Annotated in this window: 20 protein-coding genes; 6 read left to right on the top strand and 14 right to left on the bottom strand. The window is 64.2% G+C overall.

Features of this window, described 5'->3' with window-relative positions; all coding sequences use genetic code 11:
- The first annotated feature begins 336 nt into the window (after positions 1 to 336).
- Both HDG33_RS05550 and HDG33_RS05555 read left to right on the top strand, forming a co-directional pair.
- A complete protein-coding gene (locus HDG33_RS05550; protein ID WP_026226031.1) occupies positions 337 to 1,164 on the top strand; it encodes a ferritin-like domain-containing protein in 828 nt (275 codons plus the stop codon).
- A gap of 138 nt (positions 1,165 to 1,302) precedes the next feature.
- Entirely contained in the window at positions 1,303 to 1,836 is a 534-nt protein-coding gene (locus tag HDG33_RS05555; protein WP_184022967.1) for a hypothetical protein, read from the top strand.
- A gap of 59 nt (positions 1,837 to 1,895) precedes the next feature.
- Here the strand turns inward: HDG33_RS05555 and HDG33_RS05560 are convergent, their stop codons facing one another.
- From HDG33_RS05560 to HDG33_RS05575, 4 genes are all read right to left on the bottom strand, one after another.
- On the bottom strand, positions 1,896 to 3,476 hold the full coding sequence (locus HDG33_RS05560) for a DEAD/DEAH box helicase (protein ID WP_184022968.1): 1,581 nt from the start codon (positions 3,474 to 3,476) through the stop codon (positions 1,896 to 1,898).
- Between the two features lie 225 nt (positions 3,477 to 3,701).
- The gene (gene trhA / locus HDG33_RS05565; RefSeq protein WP_184022969.1) at positions 3,702 to 4,322 is read right to left on the bottom strand and encodes a PAQR family membrane homeostasis protein TrhA; all 621 of its coding nucleotides are present in this window, start codon (positions 4,320 to 4,322) and stop codon (positions 3,702 to 3,704) included.
- Between the two features lie 132 nt (positions 4,323 to 4,454).
- Positions 4,455 to 5,756, bottom strand: coding sequence for a cytochrome c (locus HDG33_RS05570; protein WP_184022970.1), 1,302 nt, complete (start codon positions 5,754 to 5,756; stop codon positions 4,455 to 4,457).
- A gap of 21 nt (positions 5,757 to 5,777) precedes the next feature.
- Positions 5,778 to 6,509, bottom strand: coding sequence for a c-type cytochrome (locus tag HDG33_RS05575; protein WP_184022971.1), 732 nt, complete (start codon positions 6,507 to 6,509; stop codon positions 5,778 to 5,780).
- A gap of 394 nt (positions 6,510 to 6,903) precedes the next feature.
- On the opposite strand from HDG33_RS05575, the gene copC reads away from it, so the two are divergent.
- A complete protein-coding gene (gene copC, locus HDG33_RS05580; RefSeq protein WP_184022972.1) occupies positions 6,904 to 7,281 on the top strand; it encodes a copper homeostasis periplasmic binding protein CopC in 378 nt (125 codons plus the stop codon).
- Positions 7,278 to 8,207 carry a CopD family protein gene (locus tag HDG33_RS05585; protein ID WP_184022973.1) on the top strand — a complete coding sequence of 310 codons (930 nt, stop codon included), beginning with the start codon at positions 7,278 to 7,280 and terminating at the stop codon, positions 8,205 to 8,207. Before copC ends, HDG33_RS05585 begins: the two co-directional genes overlap by 4 nt.
- 135 nt (positions 8,208 to 8,342) lie before the next feature.
- On the opposite strand, the gene HDG33_RS05590 is transcribed toward HDG33_RS05585, so the two are convergent.
- Complete coding sequence (locus HDG33_RS05590; RefSeq protein WP_184006488.1) at positions 8,343 to 8,645, bottom strand: hypothetical protein; 303 nt, start codon at positions 8,643 to 8,645, stop codon at positions 8,343 to 8,345.
- Between the two features lie 247 nt (positions 8,646 to 8,892).
- Positions 8,893 to 10,041: a galactonate dehydratase gene (dgoD, locus tag HDG33_RS05595; RefSeq protein ID WP_090801766.1), complete on the bottom strand. Its 1,149-nt coding sequence runs from the start codon at positions 10,039 to 10,041 to the stop codon at positions 8,893 to 8,895.
- 182 nt (positions 10,042 to 10,223) lie between these two features.
- On the opposite strand from dgoD, the gene HDG33_RS05600 reads away from it, so the two are divergent.
- Entirely contained in the window at positions 10,224 to 10,937 is a 714-nt protein-coding gene (locus HDG33_RS05600; RefSeq protein ID WP_184022974.1) for a FadR/GntR family transcriptional regulator, read from the top strand.
- A gap of 23 nt (positions 10,938 to 10,960) precedes the next feature.
- Here the strand turns inward: HDG33_RS05600 and HDG33_RS05605 are convergent, their stop codons facing one another.
- Positions 10,961 to 12,430 (bottom strand): DHA2 family efflux MFS transporter permease subunit, encoded by a 1,470-nt coding sequence (locus HDG33_RS05605; RefSeq protein WP_260336435.1) that lies wholly within the window; start codon positions 12,428 to 12,430, stop codon positions 10,961 to 10,963.
- Positions 12,431 to 12,635: 205 nt separating this feature from the next.
- On the opposite strand from HDG33_RS05605, the gene HDG33_RS05610 reads away from it, so the two are divergent.
- Entirely contained in the window at positions 12,636 to 13,079 is a 444-nt protein-coding gene (locus HDG33_RS05610) for a MarR family winged helix-turn-helix transcriptional regulator (RefSeq protein WP_184022975.1), read from the top strand.
- A 76-nt stretch (positions 13,080 to 13,155) separates the two neighbouring features.
- On the opposite strand, the gene HDG33_RS05615 is transcribed toward HDG33_RS05610, so the two are convergent.
- The 7 genes from HDG33_RS05615 to HDG33_RS05645 all read right to left on the bottom strand — a co-directional run bounded on the left by HDG33_RS05615 (position 13,156) and on the right by HDG33_RS05645 (position 22,218).
- A complete protein-coding gene (locus HDG33_RS05615) occupies positions 13,156 to 13,494 on the bottom strand; it encodes a hypothetical protein (protein ID WP_184022976.1) in 339 nt (112 codons plus the stop codon).
- Between the two features lie 114 nt (positions 13,495 to 13,608).
- Positions 13,609 to 15,441: an allophanate hydrolase gene (atzF, locus tag HDG33_RS05620; RefSeq protein ID WP_184022977.1), complete on the bottom strand. Its 1,833-nt coding sequence runs from the start codon at positions 15,439 to 15,441 to the stop codon at positions 13,609 to 13,611.
- A gap of 17 nt (positions 15,442 to 15,458) precedes the next feature.
- Positions 15,459 to 19,058: an urea carboxylase gene (uca, locus tag HDG33_RS05625; protein WP_184022978.1), complete on the bottom strand. Its 3,600-nt coding sequence runs from the start codon at positions 19,056 to 19,058 to the stop codon at positions 15,459 to 15,461.
- Positions 19,059 to 19,230: 172 nt separating this feature from the next.
- Positions 19,231 to 19,872: an urea amidolyase associated protein UAAP2 gene (locus tag HDG33_RS05630; protein ID WP_184022979.1), complete on the bottom strand. Its 642-nt coding sequence runs from the start codon at positions 19,870 to 19,872 to the stop codon at positions 19,231 to 19,233.
- A gap of 15 nt (positions 19,873 to 19,887) precedes the next feature.
- Positions 19,888 to 20,604 carry an urea amidolyase associated protein UAAP1 gene (locus tag HDG33_RS05635; protein WP_184022980.1) on the bottom strand — a complete coding sequence of 239 codons (717 nt, stop codon included), beginning with the start codon at positions 20,602 to 20,604 and terminating at the stop codon, positions 19,888 to 19,890.
- A 13-nt stretch (positions 20,605 to 20,617) separates the two neighbouring features.
- Positions 20,618 to 21,409 (bottom strand): ABC transporter ATP-binding protein, encoded by a 792-nt coding sequence (locus HDG33_RS05640; protein WP_184022981.1) that lies wholly within the window; start codon positions 21,407 to 21,409, stop codon positions 20,618 to 20,620.
- Positions 21,406 to 22,218, bottom strand: a complete 813-nt coding sequence (locus tag HDG33_RS05645; protein ID WP_090801751.1) for an ABC transporter permease — start codon at positions 22,216 to 22,218, stop codon at positions 21,406 to 21,408. Before HDG33_RS05645 ends, HDG33_RS05640 begins: the two co-directional genes overlap by 4 nt.
- Positions 22,219 to 22,246: the final 28 nt, after the last annotated feature.

Below are 22,246 nucleotides of genomic sequence, written 5' to 3' on the forward strand. Positions count from 1 at the left end.
CCCGAGGGAGCCCGCCTATGGCGCCCGCCCGTGTCCCCAACCCCGTCGGGTCTGATGTCTGTCCGAAAAGCCAGCCTTTTGGGCTGGCTTTTTTTGCCTTGCGCACATCGTTTTAACACGTTGGAAGATTTCGACTATCTTGAAATCGGAACTGCGTCGATGCGGCATGGTCTGTGCTGTGTGATCTGCATGGTCGGATATCTCCGGCTAAGATGCAGAGTACAAGGGCCCAACTCTAATTCACGGCGTTGTATCCGACACGCAGAAACATCACGGCGAGCGCGGTGGCAGTTGCGAAGAACTCCACGGGTCGGTACAGCATGGGAGCAAGACACGATGCACACAGAGCTGAACCATGTCATGCCCTGGCGGATCGAAGACATCGATCTGACGCGCATTGACCGTCAGAAGGCCGCGGCCAACGAGGACCTGCTGCTGTTGTTGTGCGCGGCTTCGTTCATCGAAAGCGGCACCGATCTCTACACCAGCAATCTGAGTACGTTTTTCAACGACGACCCTGAGGTCTCGGCCTGGCTCAACCATGAGTGGGAGCCCGAGGAAATGCAGCACGGCCGGGCGCTGAAGACCTATATCGCGTATGTATGGCCCGAGTTCGACTGGGACACCGCGTTCCGCAATTTCATGGGCGAGTATTCGCTCACGTGCTCGGTCGAGGATTTCGAAAAGACCCGCGCGCTGGAGATGGTCGCGCGTTGCGTAGTCGAAACGGGTACCGCGACGCTGTACCGCGCGATCAACGAGTGCTCGGACGAAGCGGTCCTCAAGCAGATTACCGACAACATCCGTACCGACGAGGTCCGTCACTACAAGCACTTTTTCAGGTACTTCAAGAAGTACAACCGGATCGAGGGCAACGGTCGGCTCGCGGTGCTGGGCGCGTTGATGCGTCGCGTGATGGAAATCAAGAACGAAGATTCGGAGATCGCGTTGCGGCACGTGTTCGCGATTCGCTATCCGGAGCGCGTGCACGACTCCGCGTATAACCGCGAGCGCGCGGCGCGCATCAACAAGCTGGTGCGCCGCAATCTGTCCGCCGACATGTGCGTGAAGATGCTGCTCAAGCCGCTCGATCTGCCGGCGCGCATTCAGCCGGGCGTGCATTATCCGCTCGCGAAGATCACGCAGCACGTATTCTTTCGCTGAGCTATCGATCGTCGCGCGAGGCATCGGCTGAATGCAGCTGCAACGACCTGACGAAACGAACCAGAGCCCGCTCATGCGGGCTTTGGTTTTTTCGAGGCATGATGGAGCTTTACCGACTACTTCGACTGGATCGATGGCATGAGCGCTTCCTCCTCCGCATCTACGTCCGCGCGTCCGCTCGAACAGATCGTGTTCGACGAATGGCCGGCCAACGTGCGCGCGTTGTTCGACGGTTCGTCGCTTGCGGACAAGCTGGGCTTCACCGCGTCGCTACTGACCGTCGATGCGAACGGCCACGTGCGCACATCTCTGCTGAGCGTCGGCGAACTCTATGCGCCCGACTCGCGCACGCTGTGCATCGCGCTATGGCCGCAGGCGCGCGCGACGCGCGCGATCGCGCAAAGCGGGCGCGCGGCGCTGAGCTTCGTCTGCGATGCGGCGTTCTATCAGGTGCAGTTGCGTGTCGCGCCGCTGCCCGGTGTTGCTGGCGACGACAGCGGCCTCGTCTATCTGCTCGGCTCGATCGACACAGCGGAAGCGCAAAGCGTCCGTTATGCGCGCCTGACGGGCGGCATCACGTTCGAATTGCAAGGAGAGGGAAGTGTGGTGCTCGAGCGATGGGAACGGCAGGTCGAGCATTTGAAGCAGGCTGCCGCCGCGAGCAGCCGTTAGTCTTCGAGCAGGGAAGCGCTAACGGCTGATGCGCGGGCAGCCTTTAGGCCGCGCGACGCTTAACGGCCACGGTCGCAGTTGCGCGACGGTTGCGCACGACGCGGCGCATCGTTGCGCTTCGCGCCGCCGCCGAGCAACGCGCCCGGATTGCCGTTGTGCGAACGATTGCCCTGCGGCTTGCGCGGCGCATGCTGCGCGGGAGCGCCATCATGCGCGGCGGGACGCGGCCGATCGTCGTGACGCTGCGTATCGCGACGCGGCTGATTGCCATTGCCGGCCGGCTTCGCACCTTGTGGCCGCGGCGTGGGCTGAGCGTTCGACGCACGCTGGCCCGAACGCTGACCCGTGCCTTGTCCCGAACGCTGACCGGAGCCTTGAGCCGGCTTGGCCGGTGCGCCACCACCAGCACCGCCGTCACGACGCACCGCATCTTGTCCCTGGCGCGGCGAGCGCCCGCCGCCGCCCTGCCCGCGTCGCAGGATCGGCTCCGGCTTCGCGGTCGGGTCCGGCTCGAAACCGGCGATCACTTCCTGCGGGACCGGACGCTTGATCAGCTTCTCGATGTCCTTCAGCAACTGCAGTTCATCGACGCACACGAGCGACACCGCCTCGCCGGTCGCACCCGCGCGACCCGTGCGGCCGATGCGGTGCACGTAGTCTTCCGGCACGTTCGGCAGATCGAAGTTGACCACGTGCGGCAACTGATCGATATCGATGCCGCGTGCGGCGATGTCGGTCGCCACCAGCACCTGCAGCGTACCGTCCTTGAACTCGGCGAGCGCGCGCGTGCGTGCCGACTGGCTCTTGTTGCCGTGAATCGCGAGCGCGCTGATGTCGTCCTTCGCCAGCTGCTCGGCGAGGCGATTCGCGCCGTGCTTGGTGCGCGTGAACACAAGCACCTGGAACCAGCTGTGCTGACGGATCAGATGCGTGAGCAACTCGCGCTTGCGGTCGCGATCGACCGGGTGAATCTTCTGCGCGACCGTTTCGGCCGTCGTGTTGCGGCGCGCGACTTCGATCAGCGCCGGCGAGTCGAGCAGGCCATCGGCGAGTGTCTTGATCTCGTCGGAGAAGGTCGCCGAGAACAGCAGGTTCTGGCGCTTCGGCGGCAGCTTCGCGAGCACGCGCTTGATGTCGTGGATGAAGCCCATGTCGAGCATGCGGTCGGCTTCGTCGAGTACGAGGATCTCGAGATGCGACAGGTCGATGGTCTTCTGCTGCATGTGATCGAGCAGACGGCCCGGCGTCGCGACGACGATATCGATGCCGCGCCTGAGCGCATCGATCTGCGGATTGATGCCGACGCCGCCGAACATCACGGTCGACTTCAGCTTCAGATACTTGCCGTATGCACGCACGCTTTCTTCGACCTGCGCGGCGAGTTCGCGCGTCGGCGTGAGGATCAGCGCGCGCACCACGCGCTTGCCGCCGGCGGCCGGCGGCATCGAATTCAGGCGCTGCAGGATCGGCAGCGTGAAGCCGGCGGTCTTGCCGGTGCCGGTTTGCGCGCCGGCGAGCAGATCGCCGCCGTTGAGCACGGCCGGGATCGCCTGAGTCTGGATCGGAGTCGGGCTGGTGTAGCCGAGTTCATTGACAGCGCGGACCAGCGGTTCGGACAAGCCGAGGGAATCAAAAGACATAAAAGCTCTTTGCAATGCAGTGTCGCGAACGGCCCCGCTGGGCCCAAAGGACCCCAACGCGGAAAAACCAGCGCGGCATCGACACGCCCGCATGGCGTGTTCGAGGCCGAGGCCCGGTTCCGTTCACGGAGAAATCGGCGGCACGCTCACAGATGTGCCGAATGTTTCAACGCGCTATGCAGACACGTCGACTGGCCTTAAGTTGCAATTCGTCGCCGTGGAATGTCACGCGACATAGCGCGCGACACTGACGAATTGACACAGACTGCCCGCCAGTACGAACAGGTGCCAGATACCATGTCCGTGGCGGATGCGCTCGTCGTTGATGAAGAAATAGATGCCGGCGCTATAGATGACGCCGCCGGCCACGAGCCACGCGGTCCCCGCGGCCGGCAACGCCTGCACCAGCGGGTGGACGGCTACGAGCGCGAGCCATCCCATCAACACATACAGCACCATCGACACGCTGCGGGTGCGTCGCCCGAGCGTGAGTTCCTGCACGATGCCGAGGGCAGCGAGCCCCCAGCTCACGCCGAATAACGACCAGCCCCACGGTCCACGCAACGTGACGAGCGTGAACGGCGTGTAGCTGCCGGCGATCAGCAGGTAGATCGCCGAATGATCGCATTTCTGCAGAATCGCCTTCAGACGCGGATGGCTGACGCTGTGATACAGCGTCGAGATCGCATACAGCACGAACAGCATCGCACCATATACGGCGAAGCTGACGACCTTGTACGCGTCGCCGGCGAGCGCGCCCATCGTGACGAGCGTCGCCAGCCCCACCACCGACAGCACGGCGCCGACGAGATGGGTGATGCTGTTCAAACGCTCACCGAAGGGCACAACTCTTTCCTCCTGCACGGTCCCACGAGGGCAACCTCCAACACAAATAGCCCTACATGATACCGGTCCTGAAAAAACGAAGGGCGCGGCCGCGAATTTCGCAGGCCGCGCCCGGGGTGCGTCGAACCCTGCTTAGTCGAGCGGCGCCGAACGCAGATCGGCCACCTGCTGCGGCGACACGGCCGTGCCGTGGTTGCCCCAGGACATACGGATGTACGTCACGACCGCTGCCACTTCCTGATTCGACAGAGCCTGCGCGAACGGCGGCATGCCATACGGATGCGGGTTCCCTTCCGTGCTCGGCGGATAACCACCGTTCAGCACCATGCGGATCGGGTTGACCGCGGACGGCATCTGGATCGACTGGTTGTTCGCGAGCGGCGGGAATGCCGGCGGCCGGCCGAGACCGTTATCCTCGTGGCACTTCGCGCAGTTGTCAGCGTAGATCTTCTGACCTTGCTTCAGCAGTTCGCCGCCGAATTTTTCCGAGGTTTCGAGCTGCAGCGGTTCCGGTGCTTCGCTCTTCTGCGGAATCGTCTTCAGGTACGTCGCCATCGCGTTGATGTCTTCGGTCGACAGATACTGCAGGCTGTTGTGAACCACTTCGGCCATCGGACCGAACACCGCGCCGCGGCTCGACACGCCGGTCTTGAGCAGGTCGGCGATGTCCTTGAGGTCCCAGTCGCCGAGGCCGGCTTCGCGGTTCGATGTCAGCGACGGCGCATACCAGTTCTGCAGCGGAATCAGGCCGCCCGCGAACGCCGCCGAGTTGACCGGGGCGCCCATCGCATTGATCGACGTGTGGCACATGCCGCAGTGACCAAGGCCTTCGACCAGATACGCACCGCGGTTCCATTCGACCGACTTGGTCGGATCCGGCTTGAACTCGCCTTCACGGAAGAACAGCGTGCGCCAGCCGATCAGCATGTTGCGCTGGTTGAACGGGAATTTCAGTTCGTGCGGACGGCTCGGTACGTTGACCGGCGCGACCGAGCGCAGGTACGCGTAGATCGCGTCCGAGTCGGCGCGCGTGACCTTCGTGTAGCTCGTGAACGGGAAGCCCGGATAGAGCAGGCTGCCGTCCTTCGAGCGGCCGGTGTGCATCGCGCGATAGAAGTCGTCCTGGGTCCACTTGCCGATGCCGTACTGGTCGTCCGGCGTGATGTTCGGCGTGAACATCGTGCCGAACGGCGTGGCCATCGGCAGGCCGCCCGCGAACGGCAGCCCGCCGCGCACCGTGTGGCAGGCAATACAGTCGCCGGCGCGGGCGAGGTACTCGCCCTTCTTGATCAGGTCGGCCTGGTCCGCGGGCGTTGCCGCCACGGCTGCGCCGCTGCTATGCAGATTGTCGCCGCCCGACCACAGGACGGGAACGAGTGCGGCGGCCGCGACCACGACGACTGCCGAGAGGGCGAACAAAGACTTGTGTTTCATTTGAATGTCTCTCCCGGCGCCTTATTGCGGTTCGCTGCCGCAGGCAAGCGGAGTCTTCAAGGAGCGGGCCGGAGCCGGCACGGGGTTTGGCGGAGCCTGCTGCGTGGAAAGCCAGGCCGCGACGGCGTTCACGTCTTCGTCGCTGAGGCGCGTGGCGATCGTGTGCATGCAGTCCGGCGCGATCGCGTGACGCGTGCCCGAGCGCCATGAACCGAGCTGCGCGCTGATGTAGTCGGCGTGCAGACCGACGAGACCCGGGATTGCCGGTTCCATACCGGTCAGCGCCTTGCCGTGGCAGGCCGCGCAAGCGGGCACCTGCTTCGATGCATCACCGTGCAGCACGATCTGCTCACCGCGCGCGAGCGTGGCGGCCGAGACCGTCGGCTTGGCCGGCGTCGGATACGGCGGGCGCTGCTGCGAGAAGAACGTGGCGATCTGATGCAGGTAGTCGTCGGAGAGATACGTGACGAGGTAGTTCATCGGCGGGTACCTGCGGCGCCCTTCACGGAAGTTCTGCAACTGATTGAACAGATATTCCGCCGGCTTGCCGGCGAGGCGCGGGAAGTAGTCGTTGTCGGTGCCTTGCCCATGCGAGCCATGACAGGCCGTGCAGCCTTGCACGCGCGCTTCCATCGTGTCGGGGGCCTTCGGTTGAGTCTGCGCTTTCGCTGCGCTATAGACACCCGCGGTGCCGATCAACAGAAGGGCAAGCAACGGGCGGAAGAGGCGTCTTGAAGACACGCGTAACTCCATCAGAATCGGGGACCTGACCGAACTTCGGGCGGCTCGGTGTGAAGGACAGCCGTCGCTGCGGCGACGCAGCATTCTATCATCGAAGGGTAATGGTGACTATTTGCCGCATTAGAGACGGTTCCAGGTGTGACCGCCATGCGACAGTGTGTCGCGTTATGCCGGTTTCGGACTTTGGTTGCGTCACGGATCGTGGTCGACGTCTTTGCCTCAAAAATAATCACGGCGTCGCCGCCGCAAACGTGATGCCGTGTGACGCATTCGATCAAGCCAGGTTGAACCGATCCCCACGCGCGCCATCGAAGCGTACACTTCCGGGCTCGCCGGCCGTCGTGCAGACGATGCGCCTCGCCGGCCCGCCTATGTTCCGTTCGTTCTCATCCGCTATCGGCCTTACATGAAGCTATTCGATTTCTCCTCGTCGACGCTGCGAGCGTTGATGTCCGGCGCGGTGGCGCTGGCCATGTCGTCCACCGCGTTCGCGCATGCGCATCTGATCTCGAGCGTGCCGGCCGCGAACGCCGACGCCGTCGCGCCTACCGACCTGACGATCCATTTCACCGAGCCGCTCGAGCCCGCATTCAGCAAGATCACACTCGCCGATGCAAACGGCAAGCCCGCGACGCCGGGCGCGTCGACGGTCGATAGCGCGGACGCCCGCGTGATGCACCTCGCGCTGCCTCAGTTGACAAGCGGCCGCTATGCGGTGCACTGGATCGCGGTGGCCACCGACGGCCATCGTACCCATGGCGACTTCGCGTTCAACGTCAAATGAACTTCGACGGACTGTGGATCGGGCAGGTCGCAATGGCCGCGCTCATGAACGTCTCGTTCGGCTTCGCCGTCGGCTCGGCGCTACTCGGCGCATGGCTCGCGAGGGACGGGCTCAAGGGCACTTCACCGGCGCGTCCCGGCGGGATGCGCGCGCAACGCTCGATGCTCGCGGCCACCATCGTGCTGGTGCTCGCGGATCTCGGCTGGCTCCTGTATCAGGCGGCGTCGATGAGCGGTGTCGCATTGTCCGCGGCGTTCGGCGTGGTGCCGACGGTGCTGACGCAAACGCATGTCGGCTATGGCTGGAGCGTCGCGTTCGGCGGCGCGCTGGTGCTGCTCGGCACCGCGCTGAGCCATGGCACGGGCATGCTGCGCAATACGCTGCTGTGGCTCGCGGTGCTCGCGATCGCGGCGGGTAAGGCGTCGCTCGGTCATGCGGCCGATGCCGGCGTGGTGTCGGCCGCGATCGGCATGCAGACGCTGCACGTGCTCGCAACGAGCGTATGGGGCGGACTCGCGATGGCCTCCGGCCTGGCGGTGCTGCCGGCGCTCGGGGCATCCACCGCGCGGGGCATGCTGATCCGCACGGCGACCCAGGTGTCGAACGTGTCGATCGTCGCGGTCGCGTTGGCGTTGCTGTCGGGCGTCTTCAATGCGGTGCGCGACTCGGGCAGTTCGTTCGAAGCGATTCAGGCGAGCACGTGGGGTCATGTGCTGACGTTGAAGCTCGTGCTGGTCGCGCTCGCGCTGGTGCTCGGCGCGCTGAACCGCACATCGGCGCTGCCACGCCTGCGTCGCACCGCATCGACGATGGATGCGCACACCTTCGTCAACGTGATGTATCTGGAAGCGCTCGTGATGATCGGCGTGTTCGTCGTCGCGGCCGCGTTGTCACACACCGTGCCGGCGTTCGCTGTGCTCGGTTGAACGCGCGGCGCGGCATAGGCGATTGACCAATCGGCGATGGATGCGCGACGGCCGCGCGCGTCCATCGTGCGTCAGTTCTACGACAGCACCCGCGGATGCGCGCCGCGTAAAAAAGCGCCGCACTGCGAAGCCCGCTTACTCGAAGCCGAGGCGATGACCGAGAATCGGCGCGCAGAACAACGCGATCGCGCAGCCCGCGGCCTTGCCTTCGAGTTCGGCGCCGGCCGCGTGCGAGCCGACCATCTGCGTGAGCAGATCGAAGACCTGCGGCAGGCAGTACAGCACCGCCGCGGCGATAAAGCATTTCCCGACTACCGAGATGTTCCATCCGCGCTCGTACGCGAGCATCGCGCCGATGATGCGCAGCACGCCGAACGCAACCAGCGCGCCGACCGCCGCCTGTTCGCGGATCAGATAGTCAGGAAGGAATTCGCCCATGGTGCTCCTCGCTGCATGCGTTGTTGGCATGCATTTCAGCAAGGAGCAGGCCATCCGTATGTCCGATACCGAACAAACGTCGCGAAAGCCAGGCGGGATAAGGCTCGGTGGGGAGTGATGCAGGTCGGGGCGGCAGCGCTCGAACGCCGGTTCGAGCCGGCTGGTCCGGGATGTTACGTTACTGCGACGGCCCGGGCGTCACGTGGCCCGCCGGCGGCGTTCTGCCTGCTTCGCTCAGGTGTTCAGATCACCATTCGGCGACGCTGCCGTCCGCGTGACGCCACACCGGATTGCGCCAGCGGTGACCGACCTTCGCCATCTCGCGCACCTTCTCTTCGTTGACCTCGATGCCGAGTCCGGGGCCCTGAGGAATCGACACGAAGCCGTCTTCGTACTTGAAGACTTGCGGATTCTTGATGTAGTCGAGCAGGTCATTGCCCTGGTTGTAGTGGATGCCGAGGCTCTGTTCCTGGATGAACGCGTTGTAGCTGACCGCGTCGATCTGCAGACAGGTTGCGAGCGCGATCGGGCCGAGCGGGCAATGCAGCGCGAGCGCGACGTCGTAGGCTTCCGCCATCGCGGCGATCTTGCGGCACTCGGTGATGCCCCCCGCGTGCGACGCGTCCGGCTGGATGATGTCGACGTAGCCGCCCGACAGGATGTGCTTGAAGTCCCAGCGCGAATAGAGACGCTCGCCGAGCGCGATCGGCGTGTTGGTCTGATTGACGATGTCGCGCAGCGCCTCGGCGTTTTCCGACAGCACCGGCTCTTCGATGAACAGCAGCTTGTACGGGTCGAGTTCCTTGGCGAGCACCTTCGCCATCGGCTTATGCACGCGGCCGTGGAAGTCCACGCCGATTCCGATGTTCGGCCCGACCGCCTCGCGCACCGCCGCGACGTTGTTGATCACGCCTTGCACCTTGTCGAAGGTGTCGATGATCTGCAGCTCTTCCGAGCCGTTCATCTTGACGGCCTTGAAGCCGCGCTCGACCACCGCGCGTGCGTTGTTCGCGACATCGCTCGGACGGTCGCCGCCGATCCACGAGTACACCTTGATTTTGTCGCGCACCTGGCCGCCGAGCAGCGCATGCACCGGTACGCCGTGATGCTTGCCCTTGATGTCCCACAGCGCCTGATCGACGCCGGCGATCGCGCTCATCGTGATCGGGCCGCCGCGATAGAAGCCCGCGCGGTACATCACCTGCCAGTGATCCTCGATCAACAGCGGGTCCTTGCCGATCAGATAATCGGATAGTTCCTCGACGGCCGCGGCGACCGTATGCGCGCGGCCTTCCACCACCGGCTCGCCCCAACCGACGATGCCCTCGTCGGTCTCGATCTTGAGGAAGCACCAGCGCGGCGGGACGATGAAAGTTTCGAGCTTGGTGATTTTCATGGTGTGTGTCTCCGGTGTCGATCGGAGTTGGCACTTTGGCGCTTACTCCGAACCCATGCAAAGCAGGTTTGCGGGCATGCAAAATTTCGGGGAATTCCATGCTACAACAAAACTGCACTAAAATACTATTAATAGTATTATTTGCCACATAGTGGTGAGATCTGGCCGACTTACCGCGCGCGTTGCGCGACGGGATCATCAACCGCGAGGAGAAAACCATTACGCACGATCTGCACGGGCGAGTCGCCCAACTGCTGGCGACCGCGATTCTGCGCGGGGACTATGCGCCGGAGTCGATCCTGCCTCGTGAAGCCGAGTTAATGGAGATGTTCGGCGTGAGCCGCACGGTGCTGCGCGAGGCGCTGCGCACGTTGACGTCGAAAGGGCTGATCGAATCGCGGCCGCGCGTGGGTACGCGCGTGCGGGTCAAGTCCGCGTGGAATCTGCTCGATGCCGATCTGCTCGACTGGTATTCGCGCGTCGCCGAGCCGATGGCGTTCGCGCTCAAGCTGCAGGAAATGCGCGAGATGATCGAGCCTTACGCCGCCGGCCTCGCGGCCGCCGCGCACACCGACGACACGTTGGGTGCGCTTGCGGCCGCGCATACCGCGATGGTGGCGGCGCGCAACGTCGACGAATGGGTGCGCGCGGATCTGCAGTTCCACCTGTGCGTGCTCACCGCGTGCAGCAACGAGCTGCTGATCCCGCTTGGCGCGCTGATCGAGCGCACGCTCGAGGCACAATTGCGGCTCAATGCGAAACGCGCCGATGTGTTCAACGCGTCGCTCGCCGAGCACACGGCGGTGTTCGACGCGATCCGCGCGCGCGATGCCGCCGCGGCGTACGCGGCGATGGCGTCATTGCTCGGCGTGACGCGCGGGCGAATCGAAGGCTAAAACGGACGTCGGCGCATTCGGTCTCAATCCATCGCCGCATGCGCGATCGACGCATCCGGTGCCTTGTGCGACGGCCGGATCAGCAGCAACAGCGGGATGACCAGCAGCGTCGCCACGAACATCAGCTTGAAGTCGTTCAGATACGCGACCATCGCCGCCTGCTGCGTGATCGACGCGTTCAGCGCCGCGATGTCATAGTTCGAGCCGCTGTTGAGCATCGACTGGAGCGCCGGATTGAACGCGGTGACGTTCGCAGCGAGGTCCGCGTGTGAGATCTGCGTGTTGCGCGTCATCAGCGTCTGCACGATCGAAATGCCGATACTGCTGCCGATGTTGCGCATCAGGCTATAAGTCGCGGTGCCGTCCGCGCGCAGCTCCGGCGACAGCGTCGAGAACGTCAGCGTGGACAGCGGCACGAACACGAGGCCGAGTCCGAAGCCCTGGATCACGCCGGGCCACACGATGTCCGATGCCGATAGCACGATCGTGTACTGCATCATCTGCCACAGCGCGAACGCCGATATCAGGAAACCGCAGAGCAGCAACAGCCGCGCATCGACGCGCTTGAGCAGCCGGCCGGCGATCAGCATCGCGACCATCGTGCCGGCGCCGCTCGGTGCGGTGACGAGGCCCGTGGTCGCGACCGGATAGCCCATCAGGTTTTGCAGCATCGGCGGCAGCAGCGCACGGGTCGCGTACATCACCGCGCCGATCACGAAGATGAACAACGTGCCGGTCGCGAAGTTCGGGTCTTTCAGCAACTTGTACTTGAAAAACGAGCGCTCGCCGATCGTCGCCGTGTGCACGAGAAAGAACGCGAAGCTGATTGCCGCGACGAGCGCCTCGATCACGATCTCGGTCGACGAAAACCAGTCGAGCTGCTCGCCGCGATCTAGCATCGCCTGCAACGCGCCGATCGCGAGGCCGAGCGTGATGAAGCCGAACGCGTCGAACTTCACGTCGTGTTTCGGCTCGCGCGTCGGCAGGAAGCTCGCGACGCCGAACAGCGCGATCGCGCCGATCGGCACGTTGATGAAGAACACCCAGCGCCAGTTGTAGCTATCGGTGAGCCAGCCGCCGAGCGTCGGGCCGAGGATCGGCCCGACCATCACGCCCATGCCCCACACGGCCATCGCCTGGCCCTGCTTTTCACGCGGGTTGATGTCGAGCAGGATCGATTGCGACAGCGGCACCAGCGACGCGCCGAAGATCCCTTGCAACAGACGCGACACGACGATCTGCGGCAGCGTCTCGGAGAGTCCGCACAACGCGGAAGACACGGTGAAGCCGCCGATCGCGATCAGCAGCAACCGCTTCACGCTGAGGCGGTCCGCCAGCCAGCCGGTGAGCGGCGTGGCGATCGCGGCGGCGACGATATAGGAGGTCAGCACCCACGTGATCTCGTCCTGCGACGCGGACAGCGTGCCTTGCATATGCGGCAGCGCCACGTTGGCGATCGTGCTGTCGAGGGTCTGGATCAGCGTCGCGAGCATGATCGAGATCGTGATCATCGGCCGGTTGAGCAGCTCAGTGGCGCTCGCCGACGTGGAGGCGGAAGACATGAATGGTGGGGAGGGTCGATATAGTAAGCATGCTTAGTATATCGTCAATACGGGTTGGCGCTATCCGGAGTTGTGCCGGGGATAGAACGCATACGCAGTCGCGCTGTACGCCGAAGTGCTTCCGTATAATCGGCGCATGAAAACCCAATTCGAAGAACGCTTCGGCTTTCTGATCTACGACGTCGGCCGGCTGGCGGGCAAGCGGTTCGACGATCTCGCGAGGTCGTCGGTCGATCTGACGCGCGCGCAGTGTCGCGTGCTGGCCTATCTCGGCCACTACGGCGACATCAATCAGGCCCGGCTGGCGGATCTGCTCGAGGTCGCGCCGATCTCGGCGGGCCGGCTGCTCGACCGGATGGAGGAGGCCGGCTGGATCGAGCGGACCGCGAATCCGCAGGATCGCCGCGAGCGCCAGGTGCGCATGACGCCGAAGGCTGAGCGCACGCTCGGCAAGGCGCGCAAGGTCGGCGACGAGGTCGCGCTCGAAGCGCTCAATGGTTTCAGCGATGAAGAAGCGGCGCAGTTGATCGCGCTGCTGCAGCGGGTGCGCGGCAATCTGAGCCGGCTCGTGGATCGCTGAAGCGTCGCGGTGTTGGCGCGACGCCGAAGTCTTTCGCGCGAGCCGGGGTTACGTTGAACTCGCGCTTCAAATCACGTTATCTGGATTCCGACGCCGGCGTGGCGCCGCTCGGCGGGACCAGCTCGTAACAGCCCGGCGCCACCGACGTTTTTGCTTTTGCATCCGGTTGCTGCGGATCGATGCATTTGAACGCGCTCTGATCGCGCTGCACGAAGATCGTGTCGGCGGTACCGTTGTTGACCACGGCGACGATCTTGTAGCCGTCCTGCAGCAGCGTCGCGAGCAGGGTGGAACTGGCGCGCCATTGACTGTCGGCGGTGCTCGGCGTTTGAGCTTGTGCGATGAGGGCGGCGGTCGTGCCGGCGAGCGTGAGCGCAGCGGTGGTTGCGGCGAGCGCGACGGTGCGGAGCGTCATTAAGGAACCTCTCGAAGTTGCGACGGAATTGCGGAAGGAAGCCGGAGGTGCCAACCAAACCCGCGGCGCTTCACTGCCCATACCCTGCGACGCCGCTGCTCATCGTTCGTTCCATCAGAAACTCGCGCAACGCTCGCTGGCAAGCCATGCTCGCCATCCGCCAAGCTCCGAGATATCGGTTCCCGACTGCACGCCATACGGCTCGCAGAGGAAACCGGTAACCCACGAACCGTCGACGAGTTCGACCTTCCCCAGAACCAGCGGAGACGGAACGGTCGAAATAAACGAGCCGAACTCCACGCTGGGCATTTCCCACACTTCGACAGCAATTTTTGCGCCGCCATCGGTGACGCGCCACAGGCCTGGACGTTTCGTACCGTCCGCCGACGCAGGCAGCGCCGACAACCGGTATTGCGCGGCAGTCTGAGTGGCCTGCAAGAGCCGCGCGCGTCGGGCAAGCAGATCGCGGTTGAGGGGCAAACCTTGCATGTGTGCGCCGCAGACCGCGATCCGCATGCGATCGTGGCTCGCCGCGCATCGTTCGCCGTGCGGCTCCGGCTCGACGGTTAGACCTCCGACGCAGTGCACGCCGCTCTTTCGTTGCAGCAGGTCGGCCACACCCAACAGATACTGGTCGGTGAACGCGCGGCCAAAGACGGTCACGCCCCAAGGCAGACCATTCTTCATGAAACCGGTCGGCGTAGCGACGGCGGCATAGTCCAGCAGATTCATGAAGTTGGTGTAATAGCCGAGCAGGGAGTTCGGACCAATGGGGTCGCGCTCCAACTCGTCGAGCGTCACGGCACGCGGATACGTCGGCGTCAGAACGAAATCGAGTGAATCGATCGACGCATCGCAGAGGGCCTTCAATTCCTGCAAGCGGTACTGCGCGCGAAACAGTTCGACCGCGCTCGCGCCGGGTGCCTTCGCCAACACATCGCGAATGACGGGCAAAACCGCAGCGGGTTTCTCCGTCATCAACTCGCCCGCCACGCTGTAACGCTCGGCCACCCACGGCCCCTGATAGAGCAGATTGGCGGTTTCGACAAACGGCGTGAAGTCGATTTCGACAGCTTCACCACCTGCTTCTTCGAGCAACGCGCGCACCTTCGCGAACAGCCCGGGGCTCTCGGAACAGCCGGCGAATTCCAGTTGCGCCGGCACGCCGAACCTGAACGCCGTGGGCTCGCCAAACGCGCGTGCCGTATTCCATTGCGGATTCGCGCGGCTGTATGCATCGCGAGGATCGGGGTGCGCGCTCAACGCAAGCAGTTCGCTCGCTTCTTTCGCCGTCGCCGTGAAGAACGTCACGCAATCGAGCGTGCGGCACGCGGGCACCACACCCGCGGTGGACAGCAGGCCTTTAGTCGGCTTGAGACCGACGAGATTGTTCAGCGCGGCAGGCACGCGACCGGAACCGGCCGTGTCGGTCCCGAGCGCGAAACTGGCGACGCCGAGCGCGACCGCGAGTGACGACCCCGCGCTCGAGCCGCCCGACGGATAGTCGGGATGCACGCTATTGCGACACTTGCCATACGGCGACCGGGTGCCGTTCAGTCCGGTCGCAAACTGGTCGAGATTGGCTTTGCCGAGCGGCACCGCGCCGAGCGCGATCAATTGCGCAACGACGCTCGCCGATCGCGACGGCGTGTACGCGAACGCGGGGCACGCGGCGGTCGTCTGAATGCCGGCGAGATCGATGTTGTCCTTGATCACGAACGGAACGCCATAGAGCGGCAGGCTTTCGACGTCCTGGGTGTCGAGCCAGTCGAGGTAGGGCGCGACTTCATCTTCGGTCAGAAGATGGATGAACAGATTGAACGATGGATTGAGCGCCGCAGCTTTTTCGAGCAGTTCAGCGACGAGCCTGCGCGGTGTGAGCGTTCCATCACGGTATGCGGAGCGAAGTGTCGGGAGGCGAAGATCGAATGACGAGAATGAAGACATGGTTTGCGTCCAGATAATTAGTGACGTTCGACGACGGCGACGCGTTGCCCCGCGCGCACGGGCGAACCCGGCGCCACGTAGATCTCGCCGACCGTTCCGGCGCACGGCGCACACACCGCGATTTCCATCTTCATCGACTCGATGATGAGCAGCACGTCGCCCGCCTCGACCGCGTCGCCGGTTTTCACCTTGACTTGCCAGAGGCTGCCGGCGATCTCGCTGTCCACGGCGACTTCGCCGTCGTGAAGCGGAGCTAACTGAGTGTCTTCGATGACCGGCGTCTCGAACGTGACTTCCGAGGTGCCCGCTTCACGCCACCGCTCGCGCTCGGCCTGGAAGGCCGCCTGCTGCCTTGAACGGAACTGCTCGATGCTGGCCGATTCGCTAGCGAGAAACGCCTGATAGTCCGGCAACGAAAGCTCGGACTCTTCAATCCGCAACGGAAAACGCCCAAGCGGAAAGTCCGCGCGGATGCGCAACAGTTCGTCGGCCGATACTTCGTAGAAACGAATCTGGTCGAAGAAGCGCAGCAAATAATGCTGTCCGGCGAAATCCGCGACTTCGCGGTAGCGATTCCACATCTGCAACGTGCGGCCGACGAATTGATAGCCGCCAGGCCCTTCCATGCCATACACGCACAGATACGCGCCGCCGATGCCGACCGAGTTCTCCGCGGTCCACGTACGGGCCGGGTTGTATTTCGTCGTGACCAGCCGGTGACGAGGGTCGAGCGGTGTCGCGACGGGTGCGCCGAGGTACACGTCGCCGAGGCCCATCACCAGATAGCTCGCATCGAAGACGATTTGCCTGACCGCGTCGATGGAGTCGAGGTCATTGATGCGGCGAATGAATTCGAGGTTGCTCGGGCACCACGGCGCGTTCTTGCGCACGGTGGTCATATATTTTTCGATCGCGAGCTGGCACGCGGGGTCGTCCCATGACAGCGGCAGATGAACGACCCGCGACGGCACGCGCAGATCCTTCTGCAACAAGACCTCGTCCCACGCCCGCGCGACGATGTCGAGCAACCTGGCGAGCGGCAGATCCTCGGGCCGGTAGTGGATCTGCAGCGAACGGATGCCCGGCGTGAGATCGATGACGCCAGTCAGATGCTTCGCTTCGAGGGACTGCATCAGCGCATGTCCGCGAAACCGTGCCACGAGGTCGAGTTCCGCTGGACCGATTTCGAGCAGCAGATGCGTGTCGCCGGATACACGTGCGACGAGTCTGTCGCGGTCCGCCCCGATATCGAGCACGATCGGCGACGTCAGCGATGCTCTTCTTTCGCTCGGCGCACTCGGTGCAATCTCGAGGCTCTCCAGTTCCCGACGACGCTCACGCGCAGCCTCACGCGCTTCTTCGACTTCGACGGGCGCGAAGCGGATCCTGTCGCCTGCTTTCAACTGGCCGATCTGCCAGAGGTCCGCCTCGATGATCGTCACCGGACAGACGAAGCCGCCGAGACTCGGGCCGTCGGGTCCGAGAATCACGGGCATGTCGCCGGTGAAGTCGACGGCGCCGACCGCGTACGGATTATCGTGAATGTTCGACGGATGCAGTCCGGCCTCGCCGCCGTCCTCGCGCGCCCACTCGGGTTTCGGTCCGATCAGGCGCACGCCAGTACGGCTGGAGTTGAAGTGAACCTCCCACTCGGTGTCGAGCAGCTGCGCGATATAGCGGGCGCTGAAGTATTCGGGTGCGCCGTGCGGGCCATAGATCACGCGAACGGTGCGCACGCCGTCGAGCGTCGGCGCGTTGACGAGCGCCGCGCCGGCCTGTGCATTGTCGAGCGGATAAAGATGCAGCACGTCGCCCGCGCGGATCGCGCGGCCGCCATGTCCGCCGAACTGGCCGAGCGTAAAGGTGCTGCGGCTGCCGAGATACAGTGCGACGTCGAAGCCGCCGCGCACGCACAGATAAGCGCGCGCGCCCGCGCCGCGTATCGTGCCGAGCGCGAGCGTCGAACCCGCCGGCACATGGAGGCTCGTGTTCAGCGGCTGAGCGACATCGTCGAGCAGCACCGGAATCTGCGCGCCGGTGATGGCGACCACGGCATCCGTGTTGAAGCGCAGCGTCGGCCCGCTCATCGTGACTTCGAGAGCGGCGGCGTCGGCCGCATTGCCGAGCAGGCGATTGCCGAGCCGCATCGCCCGGTCATCCATCGGCCCCGACGGCGGGATGCCGACTGCCCAGTAGCCCAGGCGGCCGGGATAGTCCTGCACCGTCGTCTGCGTGCCGCCGCTGACGACTTCGACCGTGCTGGCCCGATACCTGAGCCCTTCGAGACATCGAGTCCACGGTTCGCCCGACGCAAACGGCCGGTCGCGCAGAATCTGGCGCAGATAGTCGCGATTGGTCTCGACGCCGTAGAGTCGGGTGTTGCGCAGCGCAGCGTCGAGCGCATCGCGCGCTTCATCGCGAGTCGGCGACCACGCGATCACTTTCGCGAGCATCGGGTCGAAGTATGGCGGCACTTCGCAACCGGCCTCGATCCATGTATCGATGCGCAATGCGCGCCCGTCGGCATTCGGGAACGCGACATCGGTCAAGAGGCCCGGACTCGGTTTGAAATCACGCCCCGGATCTTCCGCGTAGAGTCGCGCCTGGATCGCGTGCCCTCGCGGCGTTAGACTCGCCGCCAGCTCCTTCAGCGGCGCGAGCGTGCCGGCCGCCAGTTCGATCATCCAACGCACGAGGTCGACGCCCCACACCTGTTCGGTGACGCCGTGCTCGACCTGCAGACGCGTATTGACTTCGAGAAAGTAGAACTGTTCGGCGGCGCTGTCGTACACGAATTCGACGGTGCCGGCGGAGCGATAGTCGACGGCTTTCGCAAGCTTGACCGCTGCCTCGCAGAGCGCGGCCTGAATGCCGTCCGGCAGGCAGGGGGCGGGCGTTTCCTCGAGCACCTTCTGATTGCGCCGCTGCACCGAGCAGTCACGCACGCCAAGCGCGAGCGCGTCGCCTTTGCCATCGCCGAATACCTGCACTTCCAGATGCCGCGCCCGTTCGATGTACTTCTCCAGAAACACGCCGGCATCGCTGAAATTGTTTTCGCCGAGGCGCTTCACGGCATCGAAATGGGCGCCGAGTTCGTCGGCGTTCCAGCACACCCGCATGCCGATGCCGCCGCCGCCCGCGGTGCTCTTCAGCATCACCGGATAGCCGATGGCCTGTGCCGCCGCGAGCGCCGCCGGCAAGTCCGCGAGCAGCCCGGTGCCTTCGAGCATCGGCACCCCTTCGTTGGCCGCGATTTCGCGGGCCGTGTGCTTGAGGCCGAACGCGCGAAGCTGCGCGGGTGTCGGTCCGATAAACGCGATGCCGGCCGCTTCGCAGGCTTCGCCGAACGCCGCGTTCTCCGATAAGAAGCCGTAGCCGGGATGGATCGCCTGCACGCCTTCGCGACGCGCAATCGCGAGGATCTTGGCCACGTCGAGATAAGTCAGCGCGGCCGGACCCTCGCCGAGCGCATGCGCGACAGGCGCATCGCTGACGTGGCGGCTCGCTCGGTCGGCTTCCGCATAGATGGCGACGCCGGTGACGTCGAGTTCGCGCAACGTCCTGAGAATGCGGCACGCGATAGCGCCGCGATTGGCGATCAGAATCTTCTCGAACATGGAAGGTGTGTTGATTCGAAGGCGGGCCGTCCCGCCGTGGGAATGGCCGGCCGTGGTCGTCCACGGCCGAAGTCGCGTCAGCGATGCGTCTGGGTCAGTTCTTCGCGCGTACGGCTGAAGTACCGGCCCGAGCGAACCAGCATGAGCAGAAAAAGCCAGTGGCGGATGCGCTTCAATTCCATATCAGCAGCTCCGCGGGCGTCGGGTTGTAGGCGTTGCACGGATTGTTCAGCTGCGGGCAGTTGGAGATCAGTACGATCACGTCCATCTCCGCGCGCAATTCGACGTATTTGCCCGGCGCAGAAATGCCGTCTTCGAAGCTGAGCCCGCCCGTGGCCGTGACCGGCACGTTCATGAAGAAGTTGACGTTCGCGCCGATGTCCTGCTTCGACAGGCGGCCGTCATGTGCGCAGGCACGCAGGAAGTTGTCGCGGCAGCTGTGCATGTAGCGCTTCTCCAGTGCGTAGCGCACCGTGTTGCTTTCCTGCGCGCAGGCGCCGCCGAGCGTATCGTGGCGGCCGCACGTGTCGGCGACGATCGTCAGCATCGGCTTGCCGAGGTTCGAGTACAGCACCGAGCCCGTCGTCAGGTAAAGGCTTTTTTGCCGGCGCAACGTGCGTTGCGGGTCGAAGCGCTCGCGCGGATCGGCGAGGCTGTAGAACAGCGTGTCGACCGCCTGGTTGCCTTCGAGATCAACGATGCGCAGCGTTTGCCCGGCCTTCACCTCGTGAAGCCACGGCTCGCCGGCGGCGAGTGTCTCGCGATAGACCGCGGTTTCCGGACGTTTGTCGCTGACGATAAGCGTGCTGGTCATAAGCGTGGCCTTCGCTCAAAGAAAGAAGCGTTCTGTGTTGATGAAACCGCGTGCGTTCTCTTCGCATGCGGTGCGGCAAACTTCGGCGACCTCGGGGCGCGCGTCGCTCAACTCGAGCTTGACGGGCCTCGGCGCGTACTCGGGGTTCGGGTCGAGCGGGTGCTGGATCGCGGTGAGCACGACGAGCGTGTTCATCGGTGCGTAGAGCTCGACGTAGTTGCCGGCTTTTGAGTTTCCTGGCACGAAACTGAGAACGCCGTCGTCGCTGACATCGACACGGCTGAACAGATTGAGCGTCATCAGCAGGTCAGTGATGCCGAGCCCCCACTTGCCCATTTCGACGAGCAGGTTGTCCGTGCCGTTGCGATAGAACGCGTTGCGCAGCTCCTGGTAGCGGCCCGCGCCGTATCGTTCGCGGACCTCGTCGGCGTTCGAAGCTCCGCCGATGCTGTCGTGCCAGCCACAGGTATCCGCGACGATCGCGGCAAGCACGCGGCCCATGTCGGAGTACAGGCAGTGCCCGACCGTGAGCCTGGCCGTGTGCTGGCACTTCAACGAATCCGGCAGATTGAGCCGTTCGCTCTTTTCCGTCGCGTTGACCATCATCACGCTGACGTTCGCACCGCCGCGCAGGTCGGTAATGCGCAGCGATCGACCACGCTTGACGATCAGCGACGTGTGGCCGCCGCCTGGGACGGTTTCTTCAAGCAATAAGGTCGTATCTGAGTTCATACCTGAGTTCCCTTCAGTCGGAGACCAGTTCGATATGCGACGCGCCTCGCACGGCAGCCTCGGCGATATGCACGGCGGACATGGAATCGCGGCTACGGTCGAGCGCAATGTTGTACGTGATGCGCGCGCCATAGGCGCCCGGCGCCTGCGGGTCGACGCGCACCTTGTCGAAAACCAGCACGCGGCTTCCCAACGTGAAGCCTTCTTTCAGGTCATGCGTGACCATGAAGATCGTGAGCTTCGCTTCGCGCCACAGGCCGGAGAGCAGCTCATGCATGTCCTTGCGGATGCCGGGGTCGAGCGCGCCGAACGGTTCGTCGAGCAGCAGCACGCGAGGCTTCATCATCAGCGCCTGCGCGATCGCGAGGCGTTGCTGCATGCCGCCCGACAACTGCTGCGGAAACTTGTTCAACGCAGCGCCCAGCCCGACGCGCTCGAGCATGGCCGATGCCTCGTCTTGCGCCACGCGCCGACGGGCACCGAATAGCCGGCCGGTGAACTTCGCCTGTGGAAGCTCCAGCCCCAGCATCACGTTGCGCAACACGCTCAGATGGTCGAACACCGAGTAGCGTTGAAACACGACGCCGCGATGCCTGTCCGGTTCGCCGGGCAGCGGCTTGCCGTCCAGCAGGATCTCGCCGCGCGTCGCGTGCTCCTGGCCCAGCAGCAGGCGCAGAAATGTCGACTTGCCGCAGCCGGACGCGCCGACCATCGAACAGAACTCGCCTTCCTTGACGGTCAGATTCAAACGCTCGAGCACGACCTGGTCGCCGTACTCTTTCCAGACGTTGCGGACTTCGATCATCGCGCGCCTCCGTACCACGGGAAGCACCATTGCGTGATCCGGCGCAGCAGCTCATCGGTGAGCCATGCGAGCAGCGTGATCCACGCGACGTACGGCAGGATCAGATCCATCGACAGATAGCGGCGCACAAGAAAGATGCGGTAGCCGAGGCCATCGGTCGACGCGATCGCTTCGGCGGCGATCAGAAAGAGCCACGCCGCGCCGAGAGAAAGACGCGTCGCCGCCAGCAGACGCGGCAACAGTTGCGGCAGCACCAGACGCAGAATCAACGTCCAGCTGGTGGCGCCGAGCGTCTGCGCCTTGACCCACAGCTCGACCGGAATCTCGCGGGCGCGAGCATGCAGATCGCGAATGATCACCGGCGTGATGCCGACGACGATCAGCACGACCTTCGACAACTCGTCGAGCCCGAACACGATGAACAGGACCGGCAGCACCGCCAGCGGCGGCACCATTGAGATCACGGTGATGAATGGCGACAGCGTCGCGCTGACGAGCGGCAACGAACCGGTCGCGATCGCGGCCACCAGTGCGATCACGGCACTGACGACAAGGCCGATGCCGAGCCGCCGCAAGCTCGACAGCGTGTCGGTCCACAACAGATACTCGCCGGTGCGCTTGTCCTCGGTGAAGGCGGCCGACTTCACCGCGTCGCTCATTTGCGCCGCGCTCGGCAGCAGCTTGTCATCGGGATTGAGCGAGAGTCGCATCGAGGACCCGGTGAAGTAGACCGCGAACAGCACGACGAACGGCAGCAGGAGCAGCATCAAGCCGCCGATCCGGCTCGGATGTCGATTGATGAGTCGCATGGTGAGCGCCTGGTTGGAAAGCTGGGAT

The sequence above is a fragment of the Paraburkholderia sp. Cpub6 genome (assembly GCF_014201065.1).
Lineage (GTDB): Bacteria > Pseudomonadota > Gammaproteobacteria > Burkholderiales > Burkholderiaceae > Paraburkholderia > Paraburkholderia tuberum.